24 protein-coding genes, 15 tRNA genes, 2 rRNA genes and 1 pseudogene are annotated in these 18,889 nt (G+C 42.7%); 37 read left to right on the plus strand and 5 right to left on the minus strand.

The window, feature by feature from the left end; translation table 11 throughout:
- The 20 genes from M3196_RS13735 to M3196_RS13830 all read left to right on the plus strand — a co-directional run.
- Positions 1–173 (plus strand): 23S ribosomal RNA (locus M3196_RS13735); the annotation flags it as partial.
- Positions 174–238: 65 nt separating this feature from the next.
- A 5S ribosomal RNA gene (rrf, locus tag M3196_RS13740) occupies positions 239–354 on the plus strand.
- Between the two features lie 9 nt (positions 355–363).
- Positions 364–438: transfer RNA gene (locus M3196_RS13745), tRNA-Asn, on the plus strand.
- A 4-nt stretch (positions 439–442) separates the two neighbouring features.
- Positions 443–534 (plus strand) — tRNA-Ser (locus M3196_RS13750).
- Positions 535–561: 27 nt separating this feature from the next.
- Positions 562–636 (plus strand) — tRNA-Glu (locus M3196_RS13755).
- A gap of 27 nt (positions 637–663) precedes the next feature.
- Positions 664–739: transfer RNA gene (locus tag M3196_RS13760), tRNA-Val, on the plus strand.
- A gap of 152 nt (positions 740–891) precedes the next feature.
- A tRNA-Met gene (locus M3196_RS13765) sits at positions 892–968 on the plus strand.
- Between the two features lie 150 nt (positions 969–1,118).
- Positions 1,119–1,194: transfer RNA gene (locus tag M3196_RS13770), tRNA-Asp, on the plus strand.
- Between the two features lie 44 nt (positions 1,195–1,238).
- Positions 1,239–1,314 (plus strand) — tRNA-Phe (locus M3196_RS13775).
- Positions 1,315–1,322: 8 nt separating this feature from the next.
- Positions 1,323–1,398 (plus strand) — tRNA-Thr (locus tag M3196_RS13780).
- Positions 1,399–1,480: 82 nt separating this feature from the next.
- Positions 1,481–1,565: transfer RNA gene (locus tag M3196_RS13785), tRNA-Tyr, on the plus strand.
- 25 nt (positions 1,566–1,590) lie between these two features.
- Positions 1,591–1,664: transfer RNA gene (locus tag M3196_RS13790), tRNA-Trp, on the plus strand.
- 16 nt (positions 1,665–1,680) lie between these two features.
- Positions 1,681–1,756: transfer RNA gene (locus tag M3196_RS13795), tRNA-His, on the plus strand.
- A gap of 9 nt (positions 1,757–1,765) precedes the next feature.
- Positions 1,766–1,840, plus strand: a tRNA-Gln gene (locus M3196_RS13800).
- 12 nt (positions 1,841–1,852) lie between these two features.
- Positions 1,853–1,927: transfer RNA gene (locus M3196_RS13805), tRNA-Gly, on the plus strand.
- Between the two features lie 14 nt (positions 1,928–1,941).
- Positions 1,942–2,016: transfer RNA gene (locus M3196_RS13810), tRNA-Cys, on the plus strand.
- A 25-nt stretch (positions 2,017–2,041) separates the two neighbouring features.
- Positions 2,042–2,126 (plus strand) — tRNA-Leu (locus M3196_RS13815).
- A gap of 128 nt (positions 2,127–2,254) precedes the next feature.
- Complete coding sequence (locus tag M3196_RS13820; protein WP_251322903.1) at positions 2,255–3,232, plus strand: tyrosine-type recombinase/integrase; 978 nt, start codon at positions 2,255–2,257, stop codon at positions 3,230–3,232.
- Positions 3,233–3,402: 170 nt separating this feature from the next.
- Positions 3,403–4,155, plus strand: coding sequence for a helix-turn-helix domain-containing protein (locus M3196_RS13825; protein WP_251322904.1), 753 nt, complete (start codon positions 3,403–3,405; stop codon positions 4,153–4,155).
- A 240-nt stretch (positions 4,156–4,395) separates the two neighbouring features.
- The gene (locus M3196_RS13830; RefSeq protein WP_251322905.1) at positions 4,396–4,557 is read left to right on the plus strand and encodes a hypothetical protein; all 162 of its coding nucleotides are present in this window, start codon (positions 4,396–4,398) and stop codon (positions 4,555–4,557) included.
- A 286-nt stretch (positions 4,558–4,843) separates the two neighbouring features.
- On the opposite strand, the gene M3196_RS13835 is transcribed toward M3196_RS13830, so the two are convergent.
- The 4 genes from M3196_RS13835 to M3196_RS13850 all read right to left on the minus strand — a co-directional run bounded on the left by M3196_RS13835 (position 4,844) and on the right by M3196_RS13850 (position 6,435).
- Positions 4,844–5,383 carry a tyrosine-type recombinase/integrase gene (locus tag M3196_RS13835; protein WP_251322906.1) on the minus strand — a complete coding sequence of 180 codons (540 nt, stop codon included), beginning with the start codon at positions 5,381–5,383 and terminating at the stop codon, positions 4,844–4,846.
- A gap of 186 nt (positions 5,384–5,569) precedes the next feature.
- Positions 5,570–5,878 carry a DUF3986 family protein gene (locus M3196_RS13840; protein ID WP_251322907.1) on the minus strand — a complete coding sequence of 103 codons (309 nt, stop codon included), beginning with the start codon at positions 5,876–5,878 and terminating at the stop codon, positions 5,570–5,572.
- 38 nt (positions 5,879–5,916) lie between these two features.
- Complete coding sequence (locus tag M3196_RS13845; RefSeq protein WP_251322908.1) at positions 5,917–6,072, minus strand: tRNA U-34 5-methylaminomethyl-2-thiouridine biosynthesis protein; 156 nt, start codon at positions 6,070–6,072, stop codon at positions 5,917–5,919.
- 75 nt (positions 6,073–6,147) lie between these two features.
- Positions 6,148–6,435 (minus strand): hypothetical protein, encoded by a 288-nt coding sequence (locus M3196_RS13850; RefSeq protein WP_251322909.1) that lies wholly within the window; start codon positions 6,433–6,435, stop codon positions 6,148–6,150.
- Between the two features lie 1,011 nt (positions 6,436–7,446).
- Between M3196_RS13850 and M3196_RS13855 the strand changes: the two genes are divergently transcribed.
- The 17 genes and pseudogenes from M3196_RS13855 to M3196_RS13930 all read left to right on the plus strand — a co-directional run bounded on the left by M3196_RS13855 (position 7,447) and on the right by M3196_RS13930 (position 17,828).
- Complete coding sequence (locus M3196_RS13855; protein WP_251322910.1) at positions 7,447–7,653, plus strand: helix-turn-helix domain-containing protein; 207 nt, start codon at positions 7,447–7,449, stop codon at positions 7,651–7,653.
- 342 nt (positions 7,654–7,995) lie between these two features.
- Positions 7,996–9,834 carry a DEAD/DEAH box helicase family protein gene (locus tag M3196_RS13860; RefSeq protein ID WP_251322911.1) on the plus strand — a complete coding sequence of 613 codons (1,839 nt, stop codon included), beginning with the start codon at positions 7,996–7,998 and terminating at the stop codon, positions 9,832–9,834.
- A 108-nt stretch (positions 9,835–9,942) separates the two neighbouring features.
- The gene (locus tag M3196_RS13865) at positions 9,943–10,638 is read left to right on the plus strand and encodes a hypothetical protein (RefSeq protein ID WP_251322912.1); all 696 of its coding nucleotides are present in this window, start codon (positions 9,943–9,945) and stop codon (positions 10,636–10,638) included.
- Between the two features lie 168 nt (positions 10,639–10,806).
- Positions 10,807–11,022, plus strand: coding sequence for a helix-turn-helix domain-containing protein (locus tag M3196_RS13870; RefSeq protein WP_251322913.1), 216 nt, complete (start codon positions 10,807–10,809; stop codon positions 11,020–11,022).
- A 24-nt stretch (positions 11,023–11,046) separates the two neighbouring features.
- Positions 11,047–11,364: a hypothetical protein gene (locus tag M3196_RS13875; protein ID WP_251322914.1), complete on the plus strand. Its 318-nt coding sequence runs from the start codon at positions 11,047–11,049 to the stop codon at positions 11,362–11,364.
- Positions 11,361–11,483, plus strand: a complete 123-nt coding sequence (locus tag M3196_RS21985; protein ID WP_276531378.1) for a hypothetical protein — start codon at positions 11,361–11,363, stop codon at positions 11,481–11,483. Before M3196_RS13875 ends, M3196_RS21985 begins: the two co-directional genes overlap by 4 nt.
- Positions 11,470–11,862: a hypothetical protein gene (locus tag M3196_RS13880; RefSeq protein ID WP_251322915.1), complete on the plus strand. Its 393-nt coding sequence runs from the start codon at positions 11,470–11,472 to the stop codon at positions 11,860–11,862. The genes M3196_RS21985 and M3196_RS13880 overlap by 14 nt, the downstream gene beginning before the upstream one ends.
- A 94-nt stretch (positions 11,863–11,956) precedes the next feature.
- A complete protein-coding gene (locus M3196_RS13885) occupies positions 11,957–12,286 on the plus strand; it encodes a hypothetical protein (protein ID WP_251322916.1) in 330 nt (109 codons plus the stop codon).
- 207 nt (positions 12,287–12,493) lie between these two features.
- Positions 12,494–12,838 carry a hypothetical protein gene (locus M3196_RS13890; RefSeq protein ID WP_251322917.1) on the plus strand — a complete coding sequence of 115 codons (345 nt, stop codon included), beginning with the start codon at positions 12,494–12,496 and terminating at the stop codon, positions 12,836–12,838.
- A 26-nt stretch (positions 12,839–12,864) separates the two neighbouring features.
- A complete protein-coding gene (locus M3196_RS13895) occupies positions 12,865–13,608 on the plus strand; it encodes a hypothetical protein (protein ID WP_251322918.1) in 744 nt (247 codons plus the stop codon).
- Between the two features lie 191 nt (positions 13,609–13,799).
- The gene (locus M3196_RS13900) at positions 13,800–14,132 is read left to right on the plus strand and encodes a hypothetical protein (RefSeq protein WP_251322919.1); all 333 of its coding nucleotides are present in this window, start codon (positions 13,800–13,802) and stop codon (positions 14,130–14,132) included.
- Between the two features lies 1 nt (position 14,133).
- A complete protein-coding gene (locus M3196_RS13905; protein ID WP_251322920.1) occupies positions 14,134–14,583 on the plus strand; it encodes a phBC6A51 family helix-turn-helix protein in 450 nt (149 codons plus the stop codon).
- A 235-nt stretch (positions 14,584–14,818) separates the two neighbouring features.
- Positions 14,819–15,028 carry a hypothetical protein gene (locus tag M3196_RS13910; protein ID WP_251322921.1) on the plus strand — a complete coding sequence of 70 codons (210 nt, stop codon included), beginning with the start codon at positions 14,819–14,821 and terminating at the stop codon, positions 15,026–15,028.
- Complete coding sequence (locus tag M3196_RS13915; RefSeq protein WP_251322922.1) at positions 15,019–15,561, plus strand: hypothetical protein; 543 nt, start codon at positions 15,019–15,021, stop codon at positions 15,559–15,561. Before M3196_RS13910 ends, M3196_RS13915 begins: the two co-directional genes overlap by 10 nt.
- Before the next feature lie 559 nt (positions 15,562–16,120).
- A pseudogene (gene tnpA, locus M3196_RS13920) lies at positions 16,121–16,603 on the plus strand (IS200/IS605 family transposase).
- 213 nt (positions 16,604–16,816) lie between these two features.
- A complete protein-coding gene (locus M3196_RS13925) occupies positions 16,817–17,026 on the plus strand; it encodes a hypothetical protein (protein ID WP_251322923.1) in 210 nt (69 codons plus the stop codon).
- Positions 17,027–17,141: 115 nt separating this feature from the next.
- Complete coding sequence (locus tag M3196_RS13930; RefSeq protein ID WP_251322924.1) at positions 17,142–17,828, plus strand: coiled-coil domain-containing protein; 687 nt, start codon at positions 17,142–17,144, stop codon at positions 17,826–17,828.
- Positions 17,829–18,160: 332 nt separating this feature from the next.
- On the opposite strand, the gene M3196_RS13935 is transcribed toward M3196_RS13930, so the two are convergent.
- Positions 18,161–18,814 (minus strand): B3/B4 domain-containing protein, encoded by a 654-nt coding sequence (locus M3196_RS13935; RefSeq protein WP_251322925.1) that lies wholly within the window; start codon positions 18,812–18,814, stop codon positions 18,161–18,163.
- Positions 18,815–18,889 lie beyond the last annotated feature (75 nt).

Here is an 18,889-nt window from a genome sequence, read left to right on the forward strand (position 1 = left end):
TGTGGACGGGATAAGTGCTGAAAGCATCTAAGCATGAAGCCCCCCTCAAGATGAGATTTCCCATCACGTTAAGTGAGTAAGACCCCTTAGAGATGATGAGGTTGATAGGTCTGGTGTGGAAGCGTGGCGACACGTGGAGCTGACAGATACTAATCGGTCGAGGGCTTATCCTTAAAAAAGCATGAAGTTTGGAAACGTCGTATCTAGTTTTGAGAGAACATACTCTCTATATAATTGGTTCAGTGATGATGGCGAAGAGGTCACACCCGTTCCCATACCGAACACGGAAGTTAAGCTCTTCAGCGCCGATGGTAGTTGGGGGTCTCCCCCTGTAAGAGTAGGACGTCGCTGAGCCATACATATTCCACAGTAGCTCAGTGGTAGAGCTATCGGCTGTTAACCGATCGGTCGTAGGTTCGAGTCCTACCTGTGGAGCCATATTGGAGAGCTGTCCGAGAGGTCGAAGGAGCACGATTGGAAATCGTGTATACGGTCAACCCCGTATCAAGGGTTCGAATCCCTTGCTCTCCGCCAGATACATACTCTCTAACACAAACAACTGGCCCGTTGGTCAAGCGGTTAAGACACCGCCCTTTCACGGCGGTAACACGGGTTCGAATCCCGTACGGGTCACCACTTTATACATAACCAACTTTATAATATGGAGGATTAGCTCAGCTGGGAGAGCACCTGCCTTACAAGCAGGGGGTCGGCGGTTCGAACCCGTCATCCTCCACCATTTTTATATCATATTTATGTCATCGCGGGGTGGAGCATGAAGCGTAAGCTTCTGTGAAATCGCAGCGACATGTCTCGACGGATACACTTTAAGAATTTCGTGTAGAGGAAGAGATAACATATTCGGACACATCGTCTGAAACTTATAATCATCGCGGGGTGGAGCAGTCTGGTAGCTCGTCGGGCTCATAACCCGAAGGTCGCAGGTTCAAATCCTGTCCCCGCAACCAATTTTATTTCATGAACAACGTTTGAGTACCTTCTTGATCATGAAATATCAGTAGTGCCCGTAGGGTGCAACCAATTTTTATTTCATGAACAACGTTGAGAACCTTCTTGACCATGAAATATCAGTAGTACCTATTAAGGTGCAACCAAATGGACTCGTGGTGTAGTGGTTAACATGCCTGCCTGTCACGCAGGAGATCGCCGGTTCGACCCCGGTCGGGTCCGCCATTTTTATTTTTTGGTGGTTTTTACATCCAAGAGATTTAACTCTTGGCTCGATAGCTCAGTCGGTAGAGCAGAGGACTGAAAATCCTCGTGTCGGCGGTTCGATTCCGTCTCGAGCCACCATTTTTTTTGCCGGTTTAGCTCAATTGGTAGAGCAACTGACTTGTAATCAGTAGGTTGGGGGTTCAAGTCCTCTAGCCGGCACCAGTTTTTTCTTCCTTAATTGGAATAAAAAACGTATTGAAAATAGGTCGTAAATACCTTACAATAAAACCTGTCTTCATTTTGTGGAGGGGTAGCGAAGTGGCTAAACGCGGCGGACTGTAAATCCGCTCCCTCCGGGTTCGGCGGTTCGAATCCGTCCCCCTCCACCATTTTCATTAGCATATTTATCCTTACAGGGGCATAGTTTAACGGTAGAACGAAGGTCTCCAAAACCTTTGGTGTGGGTTCGATTCCTACTGCCCCTGCCATTTAAATTATTTTGTGGCGGTCGTGGCGAAGTGGTTAACGCATCGGATTGTGGTTCCGACATTCGGGGGTTCGATTCCCCTCGTCCGCCCCATTTATGTGTTGGGCTATAGCCAAGCGGTAAGGCAACGGACTTTGACTCCGTCATGCGTTGGTTCGAATCCAGCTAGCCCAGCCATTTTTTATATATGCGGAAGTAGTTCAGTGGTAGAATACAACCTTGCCAAGGTTGGGGTCGCGGGTTCGAATCCCGTCTTCCGCTCCATTTGAATTTTATCTGGCGGCATAGCCAAGTGGTAAGGCACGGGTCTGCAAAACCCTTATCCCCCGGTTCGAATCCGGGTGCCGCCTCCATTCAATTTTTAAAAAGCATTAAAATGCCGGTGTGGCGGAATTGGCAGACGCGCACGACTCAAAATCGTGTTCCTTCTGGAGTGTCGGTTCGACCCCGACCACCGGTACCATACATATCGAGTACAAGGCGTTCTTGCGTATTGCAAGGGCGTCTTTTTTGCGTTTAATGGCACGTTAAATGGTCGTACGCCAACTAAGCCTCGTTTTCCTAAATCAACAGGAAGGCGGGGCTTTTTTATTGCGAAGAAATCGAAGAGACAATCGACTAAATGCTCGTGAGATCCAATCCGTTGAAAAGACGCTCAAGGGACATGAGGTACACTTCGACGAAGCAATGCAGTTATTCATCGCAGATTGCGAGCGCAAGGCTTTGCGGGAGTTTACGCTTAGCTACTATCGTCGTGAGTGTAATGATTTCCGACGTTATTTATTTAGTATGGGTCAATCGTTAGATTTAAACCAGGTCGTACGCAGCGACATTGATACCTATATCGAGAACATGCAAGTTGAACGCGGATTAAAGGTTGGCACGATAAATACGAAACTCCGGGCAATTCGAACGTTATTTAATTTTCTTTCGAGTTACAAGTATATCGATGTTAATCCGATGGAGCGTTATCCACTGTTAAAGGACCGGAAGGCGAATGTACAAACGTTTAGTATCACACAGTTAAAACAATTACTTAATGCACCTGACCTACGGACTTTTACAGGACAACGAGACTATACGTATTTACTCTTACTATTAGAAACAGGGTTACGGTTAAACGAAGTCGCTGGGGTTCTAGTTGAAGACGTAAAACTCAGCGAGGGACAAGTATTTGTACGGAACACAAAGAATCATATGCACCGGTATGTACCGATTACTTCGAAAATGAAGGAGCAGCTAAAACGTTATCTGACGTTAAGAGGTACGTGTGAGACGGATCACTTATTTGTATCTATCGAAGAAACGGCTATGACTCGAAGTTCATTGCAGAAGATTGTCGCACAATACGGACGTAAGGCGAGGATTAAGGGGGTTCGATGTAGCCCGCACACATTGAGGTACACGTTCGCTAAATTATCGGTAATGAACGGAGCAGGCGTGTTTGAGTTACAGAAGATACTCGGGCATTCATCGATGGAAATGGTACGGGTTTATGTGAACTTATTCAGCAGTGAAGTATCGGATAGGCACCGAGAGTTTTCACCGTTGAACAACTTAAATATTTAAAAAAAGGACATAGAAAAAGCCGGTGCGGGAAACACCGACCCATCCCACTCACTCTATATAAAGATAAATGGGGTAGTTGATAATTTAATCTTACTTGAATTGTTTTACAGTTTCAAGAGATTTAATCGATGGGTTTCGCTTTTTCTTCGTCTTATTCGGAGGGATCTACTTTGGAATGGACGTATGAAAACTATCGTGAGCACCAATCGTTTAACACGCTCGCAGACTTAAACGAAGCTGTCCGTCAGCATCTGTATTACAACGCATCAGAATTTAATAAGACGACGGTTACCGTACTTAAGACGCTATCTCGTTATAGCTGCGTAGTATTAGGCGTTTCGTGGCTAAAGGTTGCTACGTTGGCTAAAGCGATTGATAAGTCGGAGAAGACCGTTAGAAGGGCGTTAAAGTTACTCGAGGAACTAAACGTGATTAATCGTATACCTACGATAAGAAAAAAAGGCGGTAGGGGTTATGATATATGTGTTATAAATAAGCATGACCAGGCGAAAGTGTCCAGTCGTGAAGAGTCCGAAACTGCAAGCGAGAGTAAGGATGAAAAGGGTATTGAACTTAAAGAAACCTTAACTTCTCTAAAAACTAAAATAATACGTAAGAACGACTTAGATGATACATACGTAAGTGATTCTGTTCCACAAGAATTTAGGAAGTTAGTGCGGTGCTATTGGGACAACGCTAAAACAATCGAGGATTACTGGCGCATGACGTTAATAGCAAACTGTAAGATGTACGACACAGATGCGTTATTAAACGTGGCAATACATTCGTTTAAGCAAACAATCGGTAAGTTAAAGTCCGGTGCTATACGTAAAAAGCCTATAGCGTACTACTATGGTGTGGTTACCGCAAAGCTAGACGATTTATACTACGAGGAGCTTTACGAGTTGGGATTCGGTGCCTAATGTACTGCCGATGTACACAACGCTTAACCTTAAGGTTATTGAAAATGTTGTAAGAAACATTATTTTACCCGGCAGGCGCTGGCGGACGTATATGCCCCGGGGGTGTTAGATTGATGAAGCAATATACGAGCAGCACGCACTGAACCCCGTGAACTCACCGAAAATGTAAAGTAATGTAATGTAACTATTGTTGATTAACGTATACATACTATCGCATACCGTATGTAACAGAATCGGATTGTGTTACGTTCATTTACATTGCTAATCGTTGATACATCAAGGTTGAACGGCTGCACAACGTCTGTAAATTATATGGGTACGAATATACATAACGAGAATGCCCGTATACCAACGTTTGTATTAACGGTGAAGATTCTAGTTTATGTATACGAAACTGCATAAACGTGTGGGTTTGATAAGCGAATTAAGTACGTTGAACTGCTGTAGCTAATCGCCAGGACTCGAATTGATACAACGGAACTATCGTTGGATCCCTCGAATGGCAATCGTAAGGCAACCCCCGAGTTTTTCGAGGTGTTCGTTCGTCGTGAAGGCGTAGCCCGGTAAAACGTAGATAGTGTACGGGGTGCGTATGGTAGGTAGATGGTACATTCGGTGGCAAGAATATAGCGAAAGACACCCGCCATATTTAACGAGTGCCTGCGTGCTGTGCTTCGTACCTATTCTTTTATATTTCGATGCTCTCGTATGCGTCCGCTATTTCATCTGCCGTAACTCCGATGTACTTTAACGTTTCCCTTTCGCTAGAGTGCGATAGTATCGTCATTATCCGTGTAATGTCTACGCCGTTTTCATACAATCGATAGCCGAATGTTTTACGTAGGGAATGCGTGCCAATCCGACCTAGCTTCGTTGTCAGCCCGGCTCGTTCAACTGCATCGTTTAATATTCTGTACGCCTGGACTCGAGTAATCGGTGCGTTGCCTTTTCTCGATGCGAATACGTATGAATCGGCGGGTAATCCGTCCAAAAGCTTTAACTCCGCCTTAACCGACTTACTGAACGTAATTGTACGAGTCTTACTTCGTTTGCTCTCAGTTAGTGTTAACGAGTCACCAGTTAGCTGCCCGACTTTCAACATTAACAGATCGCTAACTCGTAGCCCGAATGCTGTACCGAGTGTTAGTAGTAATCGGTTACGACCGTGTAATGCACGTTTGATTGCGTTAAAATCCCTTTTCGATTTAATAGCGTTAACTTCATTCATATGTAGAATCCCTCCAGTGATTTAATGAAACTCATTAAATATTATGTTACATTCAGTCTAAGCCGCGGGATCTACGTTGTCAACGAATAAATGAGTACACTAAAAAGTCCCCGATGATTCTCCAAAACCTTCGAGGGCCATTCCTTATCCTTTTAAAGAATGGGTGCTTTATAAGGGGTTTAATTATTAAATTATTTTATTTCTGAATAACCATTTCTTAAATTTTTGTACTCCAATATCGTAATTAAGTTCCTTGTCGTGGATGGAAAAAATCCTTGTTCCAATCCCCTCTAATGTTAATTCATTTTCTTTAGTACTATTTTTTAATCCATACTGTTCAAAATCAAAGAAGATATCCCAAACATCTTCTGACTGTCTTTTATACGCTATGGACTCATAGTCACAGTTATTTTCGTAATAACCTAAATGCAGATGGTATTTATCTTCATACACTAAATCCAATTTTGTACCTCTTTCATTAAATTCCTTATTCATCTAAAGCACCCGATTCTTGAATAAGAAAATTTGCTTCTCTATGTAGAAGAGCTTTCTTTTTTTCCAATACTATGTCCTATAAAAATGCCTAAGATGAGCAAAAGAACGGAATCTGTTTCGAAATCCTTTGTGAATAATCCCCAAAGCAACCAACCAACAATAGCACCTAAAATTGCTAATAGTAAACCCCTCATAAATCTCCATCCTCAATTTAATTCTTTTTTTGAAAATATCTCATTCTTAAAGAAACGCACCCGATTGCGGAAGATTTATTTTTTTACTGCCTCTATAATAAAACTTGTATACGGCTCGTCATCAATAGAAACTGTAAATTTCCATAATCCTGCTTTATCCAAGAAAAATTTTGCACCACTTTTGTTATTCTCAATGTCCCATTCATAAAGCTGAATAGTTTCTTTAGAATCTTTATGAATGGCTGATAACTTATATTTCTTCCCATTAATTTCTTTTGATTTATCAAAAAAGTAAACATCGTATTTTCTACCTTGACCAACTGGAAACTCAGGCTCATTTGCTTCTCCGTTAACCTTAATCATTCCAAATTTCCCTTTGGTTCCATACAGTGTAAGATTTTCTTGCGTAAAACTTTCAGAAGCATTCCAAATGATTGATTTTTCTTTTTCGCTACATCCAGATAGAAAAATACTTAAAAGTACAATTAGAATGCTAAGTAACTTTAGTTTAATCGAATTCGCCCCCAATTCAGATTATTTATAAAAGGTTTGTTCTTTCATAGTCTATGTTCACCCTTATTCAACAATCCTGCTCGTTTGCTGAATAAACTTAGTGTATTTTATTCTTACTATGTATTCTATTAAGGTCCTTTTTAATCCTTTCAGAAAGTTTTCATCATACATTTTCTTTTCCTTGTTTTAAACCTCAAATAGTGAATCCACTCCTATCCCTTTATCATACTATCACAAAGGGCTGCCGATTAAATCCGGTGGCTTTTTGTCGTTTGCTGATCCATATTCCCATGCTTTTTTGGTTCATATAAATATACGGTGCTTTTTCGAATTGAACCTTGTGTCCCACGAGAGCATACTTCCGTGGTATTAGATGGTATACGATGTCCCACGAACGAGTGTCGAATTGGTTCATTAAAGGGAGGAGTATTTTTCCGGATGTCCCAAATCTGCATATTAAATTGTTATTAGAACATGTAAGGGTAAAAACGAAAACTGTACGCCTGAAAAAGACTACACGCTTAACGAGTCAAAATCAGCACCGAAAAGACATCGATTTGAAAAATTTTTACGCTTAGAGTCCGTAAGGTTCGAGTCTGTTTGGAAGAAATTAGAATGACCCACGAAAGTGTCCTTTTGTGCTATTAGACTAATATACGGTACTTTTTTCACTGCGATATGTGCATTTTACCTCGTCGGTAGCACTAAGTGTAAACAGGACTAAAAAACTTCGAGGGATAAGTATATATTAGCCCCGCAGTACGGCTAGTTATTGAGGAGGTTCTACGAGCAGCCAGTCGGTTGCGATCTTTTATTTAACATTAATCAACGAAATGTAAACAATTTAAGGAGGTGATACGTATGACAATCGAAACGTTCGTAGCAGTCCGCAAGATGCGTGGTCTATCGCAAACTGAATACGGTAAGGCACTCGGGATCAGTCGAGGCATGGTGGCGTGTATCGAAACGGGCAAGCGAAACCTAACCGACACAACGAAGAGTAAAGTCCACCAAGTGTTCGGCAATGAATTCGTTGAGCAAGTGCGAAGATTGACGGAAGGGAGGTAACAACGGGGCAAGCGCAGGAAACGCATCAACCGCATCCCTTCTACTATACGCCGAGAAAAGAACCCAAACGAAGATAACGAAAGAAGTCCAATGGCACGGCTGAGTGTAGCGAAGTAAGTGCAATGCAATTTAAACCAAACGAACAAAGAGCAAGCCCACGGGAACAAGTTCCCACTTCGCTCACAAGTTCGCTCGTAATCAGACAATCGAATGCTAACGGGTACTCTTTCTATAGTAAGTATACAATCGGTACCCTTTACGAAACCAACGCAGGGAAACGCTAGTCGCCCGGCGTGAAAATCGGGTGCAAACTATACCGAATACGAAAGGATACGATGTAACATGACGACATTCAACGAAATAATTACGGGCTCACGAGAGGTGGCGGAACTACATTCGGTACCGCCGAGCAAATACGATAGGGAGACACACGGACTAGTCGAGCGGTGGGAAATCGAGTTATCAACCGAAGACCGTCGACAACGAACATCAAGCGAGTTGCTATTCGCCTACCACATGTTCGAATGGTTCAAGTCGGAGCAGACGTTGACTAAGCCTGTCATTCTCGCCTGTCCCCCGGGTTACGGAAAATCTACCGGACTGAGAACGTTCTTGCATCACATTGTTAGAACGGATCCCACGTACGGAGCCATCGTCGTAAAAGAGAAAGTCGAGGATATCGAGGCCCTTGCGAATTACATTAACGGTGAACACGGAAGGTTCGCTTACTACATTAAAGGTAGCGATAGATACGAAACACGTGAACAGTACGATATCCAGTTCGCTGAGCAAGAGCGTTACCCAATCGTATTAATGACGATGGAGCAGCTGAAACTCCAGACGGTTAAGAACGGGTTGAAAGACTTCGGTAGATTCGTTCTGCAAGGCACTAAGCGGAAGATACGCAGGGGAAATCTGTTCATCGATGAACGCCCGAAGCTATCCGTATCCACGCTAATCTCGACGCAAGACCTGACGAAGTTCATGGAAGGCATTCGCTCAGTAGGGGTCGATCAATATAAAGGGACATACGAGCTACTTCGGGAGCTACGTAACAAGCTCGAGGACACCAATCTTAAACACGGAGACAAAACGCCTGCATATGAAGGTTTTCAGTTTCCTCAAAGTTTAAAAGCGGTGCTATTCGCAAGGTACGGGCACGACGACGTTGCCAAGTTCCGAGCGTTGGAAACGTTAATCGCAGAGGGCGGGGCAGTCGATAACATGCACGGCACATTCAAGTACTCGAGTACCATACGCATCGCCTACGACTGGACGGTTTACAATACGTTCATTATGGACGGCACAGGACGCTTCGACCCGAATTACATCACGAAGGACAATGACTTTACGGTGCTTGCGCCACCGCCTGAGCATCGAGGCGAAAACATGGTATTCCACTTTTGCGACGAGTATCTATTCTCAGGCAATCAGCTACGTCAAGGTAAAATAAGCATCGATAACGTAGTCAGAGAGTGTAAGAGAATACAAGAGAAGCACCGCGGGCAGCTATTAATCGTAGCGACTAAAGAGTACATCGAGTCGTTAGTACCGCACTTCGAAGGCGACGTGTCGTTCAAACTTAAGCACTACGACGGCGGACGTGGGTCTAACGATTACCGTGACATCGATACTGCGGTGTATATCGGAAACATGTTCAAGGGCGAGTACGTTTATCGTGGGGCTACAGAAGTACTACTCGAGGGATTAGTTGATCGTGGCTTCCAAGCAGGTACGACAGTAGGTAAAAGCGGAATAAAACTCGATGACCCGTTAGTAGCCGAGTATCGTGACCTTGACCAAGCGGTAGACTTTACGCAAGAGATAAACCGGATGCGTGCGAACAATAAGGAGCAGGACGTAAATATCTACGTACTGAACAAAGACCGTTCGATGATGGATCTTATCTATCGTGAGTATCCGAAAGCTCGACAAGAAGCGTATAGCCCTATCGATAAGTTAGTCATCAGCGAAGGCTCGCAAGAAGACTTAGTCATCGAGTTCCTAAAAACGATGGTACACGGACAAGAAATCGCTAAGAAGCTAGTACGTGAGCAGCTCGGCATTAAGTCGGATAACTTTAAAAAGATAATGAAAAGCGACCGAGTAAAGCAAGTTTGTCGAGAATTAGGCGTAGAGAATAACAAGTTCAAGTTCAAGAAAAACGGCGGGAAGTCGTAAGCTGCTCAAACCATCTGCGGGCATACGTACGCCATTTTCACAATGAATATACCACGACTCACTAACCGAGTCAACAAATCAAACGGAAATGAAAGGATGCGATGTAAAATGACGATGGAATTAGCGACACTAACAACGGCAACAGCCCCGACACTAGGCGACATACAACGAAGGTTCAGCCGGTCCGGGGTAATCGATGTAGACGGACTAAAACGGGACACGGAGGCTTACCTCGACAAAACAATCAACGTAGACAGGGGCACACTCGACCTACTGGCGGGCGTATGGGCGTTCGTTGGCGAAACTATTGAACGGGAAGAATGGAGAAGCTACACACGGGAACAATGGGCGGAGCTTGAGTACGCACACGTAGAATTATCGGGATATACCGAGCCTGACCTACAAGACGACTTGCTAACGAAGGTTGAATACGGAGCCATGACTATCGAAGAAGCTCGGGGCATATACGCAAGCTATCGAGAGTGCGCCTATCTTTTTTGCCTCGAAATGTATAGACCGAGACGTAGGGATCAACGGTACTGCTGCCCCGAATGCCGATGGAAACAAGCCGAAGCCGAGCGCAGATTCAAACGTACGGGAACATACCTCCCCGTTCATGTCTATCGTGACAATCGTGATGCTACAGACGAGCAGAACTACAAAGAGAACGTAACGACATACAAGCCGACTGTAATGGAACGGACAATCGAGCCGGCGGTTCGTCTCAGGGAACACGGAAGGAAGCGCAATAGGGTGCGTGAAGAAAAGATCGGATTCACCCCGATTAAGCATGACAAAGAGTGAGGAAAAACACGTATATGTGATAAGGCGAACAGGTGTTCGATAGCAAAAGCCGGCTGTGTCAGGACACCTCTTCACTTGTCTACATCGTTATCCTATTTGCGTTGACCTTTAAGCCGGGTTAACGCTTATTTTAATTAAATAGATAGTGAGAAAAGGAGTGATATTGTGATGACGAATGAACGATTCAAAGCGATCAGATTATACCTTTCAATGACTCAATCGCAGTTTGCAGAGTTTCTCGATATATCCGTTTCAGCCGTTGGAATGATTGAGGCGGGTCATCGTGAAGTAAGCGGAAATGTGTCGGCGAAGCTAGCACGAAAGTTTCGAGCGACTGACGAGTTTATCGAATACTTGGAAAACCGAAAGCGACTAGTAGACTAGAGAAATCAAACGGGAGGTCAACGTATGAATATTAGAACGCAAATGAAACGTTTATTAACGGCGCATCGTGAAGGTAAATTATCGATGGGGCAATTCTTACACCGATTGAATCGGCTGATTACCACTCGGAAGGATGAGCCGACAATCCTTGAGGAAGTAGAGCCGGGGCTACACTTAATCGAAACGACTGACGCACGACTAATCGCCAGTATCATAGATTCAGATGCGAAAGTACACGCTAAACAAAAGGATGCTAACGGGTTTACGAGTCAGATTCGAGTGACCGTAACTGACGAGCAGCTCGAAGAGATTCGCCTTAAGTCGGGGGTGAAAGTCGTATGAGCGAAGAAACGGTTTTACTAACCATACTTTCGAAGCTAACTCGCTTGGAACAGAAAATCAACGAGCTTAGTGATAAAGTCGAGTCAGTTGAGGAGCAAACGAGATATGCACGATACTGAGCGAAATAAACGTAGATTCAAGGCGTGTGCAATCCGAGAAACCGAGGGAACCGGATTAGGCATCGTTGAATACATCGACGACGGTCAAACGGTGGGTATTCACTCGCTATATTATCCTACGAAGCTATCGAATAAGGATACGTTTACGGAGACGATTAAGCACGTACTTGCGCAAGTTGATACGGATGACATCGTTATCCTCCGTACATCTATTTACATTAAGAACAAACGTGAGTGGGCCCGATCATTCGGCGACCGGTTAATAACGATGAGTGAGCCGTACAAGTCACACGCATTCGAAGAGCCGTTTATGCTCGCAGGTGATGCAATCAAACGGAAATCAACGATATGTGAGCTACTGGAGGATCCGCATGAGTAAGGAGAAGCGATAGAACGATTCAGAGAAACACATCGAAAACTAGAGGCGAGGCTAGACGAATTACTAGGACGAGAAGAAACGGAGGATTACGAGGATGCCACGAAAAGACTCACCGAAGAAGATGAGAGTTAAGCGATTCGGCTACGATGGAAAGCCTAGAGCGTATCTAAACGATAAGCATAAGAAGTGGGTCGAGGAAGTATTTGCTGAGGTCGAGGAACTCGCACACTTAAAACCTGCGCCAGTATATTGGAAAGCGCCTGGGCAATCGACAATCGTATTTAGTCAACGTGAGGAGGGCTACGAGGATGCTATGGAGAAAACGAGAGCCTATCGAGAAGCACGATCCGACAGGCGAAATGACCGAAGTAAGCAAAGACATGACAGACCGAGTTTTAATACGAGTTCAAAAAGAGGGGCGTAACGTCACGGTTAAGGTAAACAGCCGGCTGGACGGAACGCTTCTTTTTAATTGCGAATACATCACTGACGAAAGCGATAGACCGGCACACTACACAGCGGAATCCATTGCGAAAGAGTTCGTCAGGTCACAGGGGTTATACGCCGACCAAACCGTAAGCAACGTAGAACTACCCGTAGTAAGAACATTACGAAAGAGGAGTCGATAAGCATGGGCGAAAGGTTATTCAGTCAAAAGGAACTTGACGGCATCGTTAAGGAACGGTTAGCACGGGAGCAGCGAAGATACGAGCGAGAGTTAGTCGAACTTGAATCCGGACTAGAAACGGCAGGCACGAACTATCGAAAACTATACATCGAAGAGTTAAAGCGTAAGTCATTGCTAGATGCCGGCTTTACGCTAGACAACGTCGAACAATACGTTAAGTTCATCGAAGATAGCGAAGATGTTGAGGCGGTCAAACGTCAGGCTAAGGAGATATCGAAATTAGCCGGGCTAGACGGATCAGGCAAGAAAGAAACGAAAGACAACGGATGGAACCCGTTCAAACAATAACTTACAAACTAAAGGGAGCGATCATTATGGAACAACGATTATTTATGTATCAAGGGCAGGGCAAGCACGAACAGCATAAAGTCGTAAAGGTAGACAAGAGCGAAGCTCAGAAGTTAATCGACTCAGGCGTGGCTACTCCGGTATCTTTTGGTAAGTATCACGACATTCGAAAGCAAGTGCAGTCAGCGCATCAGAAATACGTTAAGACACGGGACAAAGTAAAAAACAGCGAGCATCCGAAATACAATACACCCGGTTATCGTGAGTTCGAAATTGACGAGGCTTATAACGAGTTCGAAGCAGAGGTTAATCGTCTACAAATCGAATGGGCGCAGGAACGTACGAAGATGCAAGCCGAAGCAGAACGACGTTCAGCACGGGCAGCCGTTAACGTTAGTGACGCTGATAGGCAAGTAGCCGAACAAGTCGGGAATCGAATCCTAGCGTCAGTTAACGGGGCGTATAGCGCATCGGAGTTACAGGCGGTAGTATCGCAGGCATCGAAGGATATCGCATATTTAAGTGACCCAGAAAAGACAGCTTTACTCAATAAGATGGGCGACCTTGCCGATGCGATTCAAAAGCAGTCGGAACGGTACGGAGCGAAGGTTAGTCCGAAGTCAATCGTCAATAAGTTGCGAGATATCCGTAACGAAGACTTGTTAAGCCGAAAGGTTGCGGAACAATTGCCGGTAAGTGTAGGGCACGAATTATCGGTGCTACAACAGGTTAAGCGAAAGGGACGTACGCACATTCAGTCACACGGTTAAACGCGATCATGTACGCAAGCCTTCCGATTGCACGACTTCAAGCGAACTCGTCCCTCGTTTCTAGCCGGAGGAAAAAGCGTAGAGTAGAGCAGTTGAACGTCTCGGGAACCTGGTCGGGCTAAATCCGATAAAAACCGAGCAACACACGGCGGGGCTAAGCGCCTCGCCAAATTTTCGAAGGGAGTCAACTAATGCACGAACTATCGAAACATCACGAGTGGATGTACGGATATCTCGAGTTGATAAACAAGCACCAACGATTAATCGAAGTAGATATCGCTGAAATAGTCGATGCGACGAAGAAGCCGTTAGAAGCACTCGAGCAACAACCGACAGATACACCCGAGCATATTTACGGTGCTGTATTCGGTGCCTTACTACGAGCAATAGAGTTAAACAATTCGATGTCGAGGAATCACGCGGAAGAGTTAACGGGGTACAAGGTTAGTCAGCGTATCTCGTTCACATTCCGATTACTTCGATTGCTCGATAAGACTTACGCTAAAACGAAAGGAGCGAAGTAAATTGAACATACGAGAATTAGAATCGCATCTATACGCAGACAATCCGAAAAAGGTTAAGGCAGCGCATCTTTTGGTAAACAACGACTATGTGTCAAAAGAGGAAGCGAAGACTCAAGAGGAGATTGCCGAGGAGCTAGGGGTTACACGTCAGACGCTTTATACGTGGAGACAAGACCCGATATTCCTTAAGTATTGCGAACAACTATCGGAGGTTAAGCTCATTGAGTTCCGGAGCCTAGTCGATTCCCAGTTAATCAAAGCAATCAAGGGAACGTCATCAAACGGGATCCCATCCATGAAAGCTTTGGACCTTTACTATAAACTATCGGGAAGACTCGTTGAGCGTAGCGAGGTTGTTACTGCCGAAGAAGCAAGCGTGAAGACACGACCACTAAATGACAAAGAGATTGAGCGTGAACTAGCAGAACTACAAAGCAAACTGAAGCATTAAAAATACTGGAGCATTCTAGGCTCTTTTTTATTAAAGTAGCTTAGCAGAAGGAATAAGCTATTTCACGTAGAATAAGCTAGTATAGAAGTGCATATATTGCAGTTAGTGCATATGTTTATTATTGTTAATTAAGTGGAAGTAATGTAATATAAGATACAGATACAGTACTAACTAGTATCTTTTTCCGAATTCCTGCGTACAATATGATTACCAACTATTTACTGGAGGAAATCATATGCGGAATCGGGACAAGGGAGGAGATGATGAGATGGCTACCAGTACTTTATATGAAAAGTTCACACTAACTGAAGCTACTGCTAATAAAATCCTCGAAACTTCGCGAACTATATTGCCTGAAATCAATGTATTTAACGACATAAAATTAAATGAAAAAGATAGAATTGCTCATGCAGCAAATATTCTGAAATCTAGAAAATGCAAGTAGTTAGTTTAAGAAGTCTAATTGATGCAGCTAAAGAGGGAAATGAGGAGAGGGAATTAAACGATTACCTTTCCTCATTTATATGTCGTAAAAACTATGATGTACAATCTTTTTTACATAACTACGCAATTAGTAACGAGGAACGGTCTTTTACTAGAACGAGCTTAGTAATAGATGAAGAAAATAACAATGACATAATAGGGTATTTTACTCTTTTGGTAAAAGAATTTGATTTCAGTGAAGTTTCCGGAACCACTAGAAAAAAACTAACAAATAGAAAAGATGCTGATGTATTTAATTCCATTTTAATTGCACAGCTTGGAAGATCGGATTCATACAAAGGAAGAGTTAGCGGTAAGGATATCTTAGAATTGGCTCTACATAACTGCAAATTAATTTTTGATTTATCAGCATTAAGAGTAGTATGCGTAGAATATGAACCAATACCCATTTTAAACGACTTTTACTTAAGTAATGGTTTTTATTTCTTACAAGAGAATCCATCAGGCAACATATTAGCATATTTAAGATTGTAGCTTGCGCCATTTATTGGCGTTATTTTTTTTTCTGTTTGCTACAATATGTAGATAATGAATTAAATCGATGCAGATAGTTTTATGCCACGTGTTGCTATCATGCATTCTACGGCGATTTTAAACGATTCATCGATGGGTATACCCGTCTAATGTTCGAGAATCGCGAATCTCAGCAACGTTAATTCCCGCGCTTGCAATCTCGGTCAAGCTAACGTACAATAATTGGTAAGGAAACGAGGTTACGTAGTCGTACGCAATGAACCTCGCCTAATACCCGATTAAATGAACGGTGACCTATACGGAGCAGCACTCGGAAGTATTAATGCGACTCAAAATCGTGTTCCTTCTGGAGTGTCGGTTCGACCCCGACCACCGGTACCATTACATACTAAATTGTAGTCAATGCTATATGCATTGGCTTTTTTATTATAAAATTGAAAACCCTAGGCTCGGCCTAGGGTTCCAAAAAGCTTACAGCGAGGTATTAAAAAAAACTCTTCCGAGATGCTAAAATAATTTTGGTTCGCCAACCAATATTCCAGCATCGGAGGAGTTTTCATTGTCAAAAGACATAAATAGTTTAGCACACACAAAATGGAATTGTAAGTATCATATCGTATTCGCACCTAAGTATAGAAGACAAGTGATATACGGAAAGATTAAGAAAGACATTGGAGAAATATTACGGACACTGTGTGAGAGAAAAAGTGTAGAAATCATTTAAGCTACAGCGTGTCGAGATCATGTACATATGTTAGTGAGCATACCACCGAAACTAAGTGTATCTGCATTTGTAGGTTACTTAAAAGGAAAAAGCAGTTTAATGATATTTGATCGGCACGCCAACCTAAAATATCGATATGGGAACCGAAAATTTTGGTGTACCGGTTTTTATGTAGATACAGTAGGCAGAAACAAAAAAGTGATAGAAGAATATATTCGAAATCAAATTCAAGATGATGTAGTCGCAGAACAAATAAGCATGATGGAATATATTGATCCATTCACAGGCGAAGAGGTAAAGAGAAAACAACGGAAGTAACCAGGAGGCCTTTGAGGTCTGGCCCGTAGAAGTAGTGCACCTGGCGAACCCTTCAGAAGCCCTTTAGGGCATGGCCAGTAACAAAGGCTTCCAGCCGCAGAGAAAACCACCCGTTCTCACGGGTGGTTTTTATTTTGCTTTTAATGGGGGCATGCCCATGTGTGAACCTCTTTCTTGTACACTGAATAGTTAAGTATAAGGGGGGAGAAACATATGTATAGAGTGCAGCTGGGGACGATCATAGGGTTTGTTTTAATCGCAGTTTGCATTACCTCGATAGTTTTCTTAGTTTCTGATATTGCCCGCTATATGAATGTGATTGAAATCATGATTGATAAAATATTTTATTCCATGAGATTGATCCTGATTTTTATAACAATCTTAATTATCTCAGTGCTTTTTCTTATTAGAAATTATAAATGAGCAAGCGTTCTTACAAAAGTAGGAATGCTTTTTTTGTTTCATTACTCATGACATAAAGTTTTACTAAGAAAATAAATTTAAGGAGTGATGTCTTTTTAGAAGGGGGTAACAAGTTGTGTTTAAAGAATTTTTTGATTTTAAAAAGTTAAGAAAAAAGTGGATTTATTTCGGGACAATCACCTTAGTGTTAGTTCTTGTTAGTTGGTATTGTGCACATGCATTGGGTTACAACAAAGCTTCTATTTTGTTAGATGACAAAAAAATAACGGCTGATGAGATTAATGATAAGATAGAGAGTCTGAAGAATGATCTGTCTGCAATTGAAGTAGAAGTAGCTGAAGCAGAAGAGGAACAAAGAAATAAACAAGCAGAATTGAGTCAAATGAACTCCGAGTTTGAGGAAGTTACAAGTATAATTAATCAAAGAGATGATGTTCAGAAAGAATATGATACACTATCTCAGCAGATGGAAGAAAAAAATGGAGAGATAAAAGCTCTTAACCAGCAGATTTCTGATAAACAAAAAGAACTCGACATAATCACAAAAGGCATTGTTGTCAAAAAGAAAGAGCCAAGAGTGTTAGTTGCCGGAGTTTTTATAGCCGGTAAAGATATACCGGCCGGCCGATACAAAGTCGAACCGAACAGGGGATCAGGAAATTATTTTGTGAACGGCGGGGCAAAAGTAAATATCATTCTAGGTAAAGGTGACGATTTTTACTTGCCTGAATATGTGTTTGAATTAGATGAAGGCGATGAGATTGAAGCAACTTTGTCAGTAAAATATACACTTGTTGAGTAAAAATGAATTAAATTTTTTAAAGAACTTGTCATAAATCCTATACATGCTGCTTATATATAGAACAAGTTAGTTGTAGGTTTTAATGCAGGGCTTCGTTGACTCAATGAAGCCCTGCATTTTTTTGTTTATGCCGGCAATCAAAAACGATTTAACGGCCAATCCACAAGTTTTAGCTGTTTATCCACGAGATTTGGAGGTCAATCCACGAGATTCAGCCTTCAATCAACAAGATTTAAAGGCTAATCCACAAGTTGAAGATGCCTATCCACGAGTCGACAAAATTCTCGCTCATACAAAGCACCCCCTCAGCCACACATAATTTAAACACCTGTTTAAATCACCTGAATCTCAGCCGTCCCGCCATTCACTTGAGTAAACATCTGTGCCATGGATTGCAGCAGTTCTTCGGCTTCATGCTTCTCCATAGAAGGCTGCAGATAAACGATGTGCAATGCATTTTGGACGCTTTCATCCACCATCGTCCGTTTAGAGTCAACTATTGGGCTTCCAAACGCTCCAATAGAGTCTGCAGACAATAGCTTGCCTTCCATATTCATTTCACGTCCATTTAACCCTTCATATGTATCTTCAGTACTTCCAATTCGAATTTCTACATTGCCTTCAATTTTATCAAGGTTATATAGTCCAATTGGTATCGCAAAACGGATTGAAAAGAAATTGTTAACATCAACACCTGAATTGATTGGAGGAAGATCTTTGCCATTTAATACCCGGCGCAAAAGAGCTTCTGAAGCCGGACGGTATCTGGATGGATCTGTGCCAAGCGCCTTAAATACATTCCGGTATTCAGCAACACCTGGATAATCAGCTGCTGATTTCTCTTCTAGTTTCAGGGATTCTAGAAAAAGCTGGAATCGGCCCTTAATCATTTGCGGAGACTCGCTAATCGCGATATCATTGTAAGTAATTGTGCCTATTTTAAAATGCGGGACAAGTTCTGAGATTTCTGGTGAAATAGTTATCATATCGGAACCCCGTTTCTTAAATATATACTCGTAGTTTACCATACGTATGGAAAATAAATGTGAAAGGAGGGATAT

Source organism: Fictibacillus nanhaiensis (assembly GCF_023715445.1).
GTDB classification, from domain to species: domain Bacteria; phylum Bacillota; class Bacilli; order Bacillales; family Fictibacillaceae; genus Fictibacillus; species Fictibacillus nanhaiensis_D.

Bases quoted from the DNA above. Each gene is read 5' to 3' on its own strand.
- M3196_RS13870 (WP_251322913.1), top strand. From the start codon at position 10,807: ATGACGAATGAACGATTCAAAGCGATCAGATTATACCTTTCAATGACT.
- M3196_RS13865 (WP_251322912.1), top strand. From the start codon at position 9,943: ATGACGATGGAATTAGCGACACTAACAACGGCAACAGCCCCGACACTA.
- M3196_RS13875 (WP_251322914.1), top strand. From the start codon at position 11,047: ATGAATATTAGAACGCAAATGAAACGTTTATTAACGGCGCATCGTGAA.
- M3196_RS21985 (WP_276531378.1), top strand. From the start codon at position 11,361: ATGAGCGAAGAAACGGTTTTACTAACCATACTTTCGAAGCTAACTCGC.
- M3196_RS13855 (WP_251322910.1), top strand. From the start codon at position 7,447: ATGACAATCGAAACGTTCGTAGCAGTCCGCAAGATGCGTGGTCTATCG.
- M3196_RS13845 (WP_251322908.1), bottom strand. From the start codon at position 6,072: ATGAGGGGTTTACTATTAGCAATTTTAGGTGCTATTGTTGGTTGGTTG.
- M3196_RS13935 (WP_251322925.1), bottom strand. From the start codon at position 18,814: ATGATAACTATTTCACCAGAAATCTCAGAACTTGTCCCGCATTTTAAA.
- M3196_RS13880 (WP_251322915.1), top strand. From the start codon at position 11,470: ATGCACGATACTGAGCGAAATAAACGTAGATTCAAGGCGTGTGCAATC.
- M3196_RS13895 (WP_251322918.1), top strand. From the start codon at position 12,865: ATGGAACAACGATTATTTATGTATCAAGGGCAGGGCAAGCACGAACAG.
- M3196_RS13890 (WP_251322917.1), top strand. From the start codon at position 12,494: ATGGGCGAAAGGTTATTCAGTCAAAAGGAACTTGACGGCATCGTTAAG.
- M3196_RS13910 (WP_251322921.1), top strand. From the start codon at position 14,819: ATGCGGAATCGGGACAAGGGAGGAGATGATGAGATGGCTACCAGTACT.
- M3196_RS13885 (WP_251322916.1), top strand. From the start codon at position 11,957: ATGCCACGAAAAGACTCACCGAAGAAGATGAGAGTTAAGCGATTCGGC.
- M3196_RS13860 (WP_251322911.1), top strand. From the start codon at position 7,996: ATGACGACATTCAACGAAATAATTACGGGCTCACGAGAGGTGGCGGAA.
- M3196_RS13850 (WP_251322909.1), bottom strand. From the start codon at position 6,435: ATGATTAAGGTTAACGGAGAAGCAAATGAGCCTGAGTTTCCAGTTGGT.
- M3196_RS13925 (WP_251322923.1), top strand. From the start codon at position 16,817: ATGTATAGAGTGCAGCTGGGGACGATCATAGGGTTTGTTTTAATCGCA.
- M3196_RS13915 (WP_251322922.1), top strand. From the start codon at position 15,019: ATGCAAGTAGTTAGTTTAAGAAGTCTAATTGATGCAGCTAAAGAGGGA.
- M3196_RS13840 (WP_251322907.1), bottom strand. From the start codon at position 5,878: ATGAATAAGGAATTTAATGAAAGAGGTACAAAATTGGATTTAGTGTAT.
- M3196_RS13835 (WP_251322906.1), bottom strand. From the start codon at position 5,383: ATGAATGAAGTTAACGCTATTAAATCGAAAAGGGATTTTAACGCAATC.
- M3196_RS13900 (WP_251322919.1), top strand. From the start codon at position 13,800: ATGCACGAACTATCGAAACATCACGAGTGGATGTACGGATATCTCGAG.